The 3219-nt window shown below is 41.7% G+C and carries 4 protein-coding genes; 1 reads left to right on the top strand and 3 read right to left on the bottom strand.

The genetic code is table 11. The annotated features are described in order from the left end of the window. From V7147_RS24710 to V7147_RS24700, 3 genes are all read right to left on the bottom strand, one after another. A partial coding sequence (locus tag V7147_RS24710; protein WP_335370446.1) for a CoA-transferase occupies window positions 1-108 on the bottom strand: 108 nt, incomplete at its 3' end. Window positions 109-121: 13 nt separating this feature from the next. After that, entirely contained in the window at window positions 122-811 is a 690-nt protein-coding gene (locus tag V7147_RS24705; protein ID WP_335370444.1) for a CoA transferase subunit A, read from the bottom strand. A 60-nt stretch (window positions 812-871) separates the two neighbouring features. Beyond that, a complete protein-coding gene (locus tag V7147_RS24700) occupies window positions 872-2011 on the bottom strand; it encodes an acetyl-CoA C-acetyltransferase (RefSeq protein WP_335370443.1) in 1140 nt (379 codons plus the stop codon). 168 nt (window positions 2012-2179) lie between these two features. Between V7147_RS24700 and V7147_RS24695 the strand changes: the two genes are divergently transcribed. Further along, on the top strand, window positions 2180-3073 hold the full coding sequence (locus V7147_RS24695; protein ID WP_335370442.1) for a hydroxymethylglutaryl-CoA lyase: 894 nt from the start codon (window positions 2180-2182) through the stop codon (window positions 3071-3073). Window positions 3074-3219: the final 146 nt, after the last annotated feature.

Raw genomic sequence — 3219 nt, 5'->3', positions numbered from 1 at the left:
TATATAGTTTGCAACAAGGTTCGGCATACCAATTCCAAGATTCACATAAAAGCCATTCTCAATTTCCTTTTCAGCCCTTTTTGCAATCTTTTCGCGCGTATTTGTCATTGCCTTCTCCCCCCTACTGAGATAATGTAAATCGTTCAATTCGCTTCTTTTGTTCACCTACAATTAATCCTTGGACATAGATACTTGGTGTATGAATCATGCTTGGATCAAGATCACCAATCTCATAGAGTTCTTCAACCTCCGCGATCGTGACGTTTGCCGCAGCTGCCATCATCGGATTAAAATTACGGGCCGTTTTGTTATAGATTAAATTCCCCATTTTATCGGCTTTTTCAGCGCGAACTAGACTAAAATCAGCCACAAACGATTCTTCTAACACATACTCTTTTCCATTAAAAAATCGAGTTTCTTTTCCTTCTGCAATTGGAGTTCCGACTCCTGCAGGTGTGTAAAATGCTGGAATCCCGGCTCCACCTGCTCTAATTTTTTCCGCTAAAGTCCCTTGGGGAACAAGTTCAACCTCAAGCTCGCCAGACAAAGCCTGTCGTTCGAATTCCTTGTTCTCCCCAACATACGAACCTATCATTTTAGAAATCTGCTTATTTTGTAAAAGTAAACCGAGTCCCCAATCATCAATGCCACAGTTATTTGAAATAACGGTTAGATCCTTCACCCCGGACTCTGCCAATGCAAATATTAAGTTTTCTGGGATACCACATAAGCCAAATCCACCAACCATAATCGTTGAGCCGTCCTTGATTACTTTTATCGCTTCCTCAAAAGAAGAAAAAATTGGTTTCATTTGCACACCCCGCTATTCGACATTTTCAACAATTGTCGCTACCCCTTGACCGCCGCCAATTCAGAGTGTTGCTAATCCATAGCGATCATTACGACGCTTTAGTTCATGAATAAGAGTAACAAGAATTCTTGCCCCACTTGCGCCAATTGGATGACCTAAGGCAATTGCGCCACCATTCACATTTAAAATATCATGGTTAAAATGGAGCTCACGGTCAACAGCAATGGACTGGGCTGCAAATGCTTCATTTGCTTCAATTAAATCCATATCGCTCACACTTAATCCGCACTTTTCCATCGCTTTTTGTACGGCTGCAACCGGACCAATTCCCATAATACTCGGGTCAACACCAGCGTTTCCATTTGCTTTTATCGTGACCAATCCTTTTATGCCAAGCTCATCTGCTTTCTTTTTACTCATGACAACAAATGCGGCGGCCCCATCATTAATACCAGAGGCATTACCTGCAGTTACAGAACCATCATTTTTAAAGGCTGGACGCAAACCTCCGAGTTTCTCAGCTGTTGTCCCTGCTTTAGGGTATTCATCTGTTTCAAAGACAATGCTTTCTTTTTTCCTTTGTGGAATGACAACTGGCACAATTTCTTCTTTGAATTTTCCTGCTTCAATTGCAGCAATCGCTCTTTCCTGACTACGTGCTGAAAAAGCATCCTGTTCTTCTCTCGTAATCTCATACTTATCACATAAATTTTCGGCTGTAATCCCCATATGATAATCATTAAACGCACACCATAACCCATCGGAAATCATGCTATCAATCATCTTTTGGTCGCCCATTTTAAATCCATTTCGCGCACCTTTTAACAGATAAGGAGCCTGGCTCATATTTTCCATGCCACCAGCCACAATGACGTCTGCATCACCAGCAATGATCGCCTGTGTTGCTAAATGCACTGCTTTTAATCCTGAACCACATACCTTATTTATAGTCATTGCTGGAGTTTCGGGTAGTAATCCGGCTTTAATCGCTGCCTGCCTTGCAGGGTTTTGTCCTACCCCAGCCTGCAAAACATTCCCCATAATCACTTCATCTACGTGCGTTGGGTCCACCCCTGCTCTTTCTATAGCCTCTTTAATAACGACAGCACCAAGTTCGGGAGCTGAAACAGACTGCAAACTTCCACCAAAACTACCAATCGCCGTTCTGACAGCGCTTACAATAACGACATCATTACTCATGTCAACATCTCCTTTTATGATTACGCTTTTATGTATTCAATACCATATATATTTCTAGTCTTTTTACGAAATTCCTCTTATTTTGTCAATATTTCTATTATTCTTGATTTCGGTGAAATGTCTCGACTAGAATAAGAGATAATACTATGTTTTGCTGGAGGGTTGTCGATGCAATTACCTAAGCAAGTCACGATTATTGAAGTCGGACCACGTGATGGTTTGCAAAATGAAAAAAGCCTAATCCCAACAGAGGCCAAGATTGATTTTATTAAAAAATTAAAAAAGGCGGGCCTTCAAGAAATGGAACTTACTTCATTTGTTTCCCCGAAATGGGTTCCTCAGATGAAGGATGCCGCAGAAGTCATTACAGCCTGTTTAGATGATGCTCGAAATATTGTATTGGCTCCAAATCGCAAAGGAATTGAAAGACTTTACGATACAAATTGTAAAGCGGTTGCCGTTTTTGTTGGGGTCAGTGAAAGCTTTAATAAAAAGAATATTAATAAAACAACCACTGAAAGTATGGAGGAACTAAAACCTCTTGTTCGAGAATTAAAGGAAAAGGGATATTTTGTACGCGCCTGTATTTCTACCTCTTTTTACTGCCCGTACGAAGGAAAGGTAGATGAAGAGGCTGTATTAAAGCTATGCGCAACCTTTGTTCAGTACGGTGTTGATGAATTGAGTGTTGCCGACACAATCGGAAAAGCAACTCCAAAAGAGGTTTTCTCACTTATTTCAAAGCTTAAAAAAGAGCTGCCACACACCATGTTGACTGCACATTTTCATGACACCCGCGGCATGGCGCTGGCCAATGTGTTCGCTGCTCTTCAAGCCGGAATTGACCGCTTTGACACCTCAGCAGGTGGCTTAGGTGGTTGCCCGTTTGCTCCTGGTGCGACTGGCAATGTTGCCACTGAAGACGTTGTATATATGATTGAGAAAATGGGAATCTCAACAGGGATCAATCTTGCAAAGCTTGTAGAGGCCGTTGATGTCATTAAACCTCACCTCACCCGGCCCATTGAAAGTAAATATTATCGATTGCAATCTGCAAAATAGGAATATTTCACTTCAAAACTCCACAACCTATCCATGAAATTTATAAATAAGGTTCAAAAAGGCGACAAATCAGAAGCAAGAAGGTCAAGGAACTCGCGGCTTGAGGACCGGAGCGTATGCCTTTAATACGTGAGGACCGGAGAGAC

Origin of the sequence: Bacillus sp. JJ1521, assembly GCF_036965165.1 — a bacterium.
GTDB lineage: Bacteria > Bacillota > Bacilli > Bacillales > Bacillaceae_L > Ferdinandcohnia.
The sequence above is the reverse complement of the archived record's forward strand: the minus strand, read 5'-3'. Positions and strand labels throughout refer to the sequence as shown.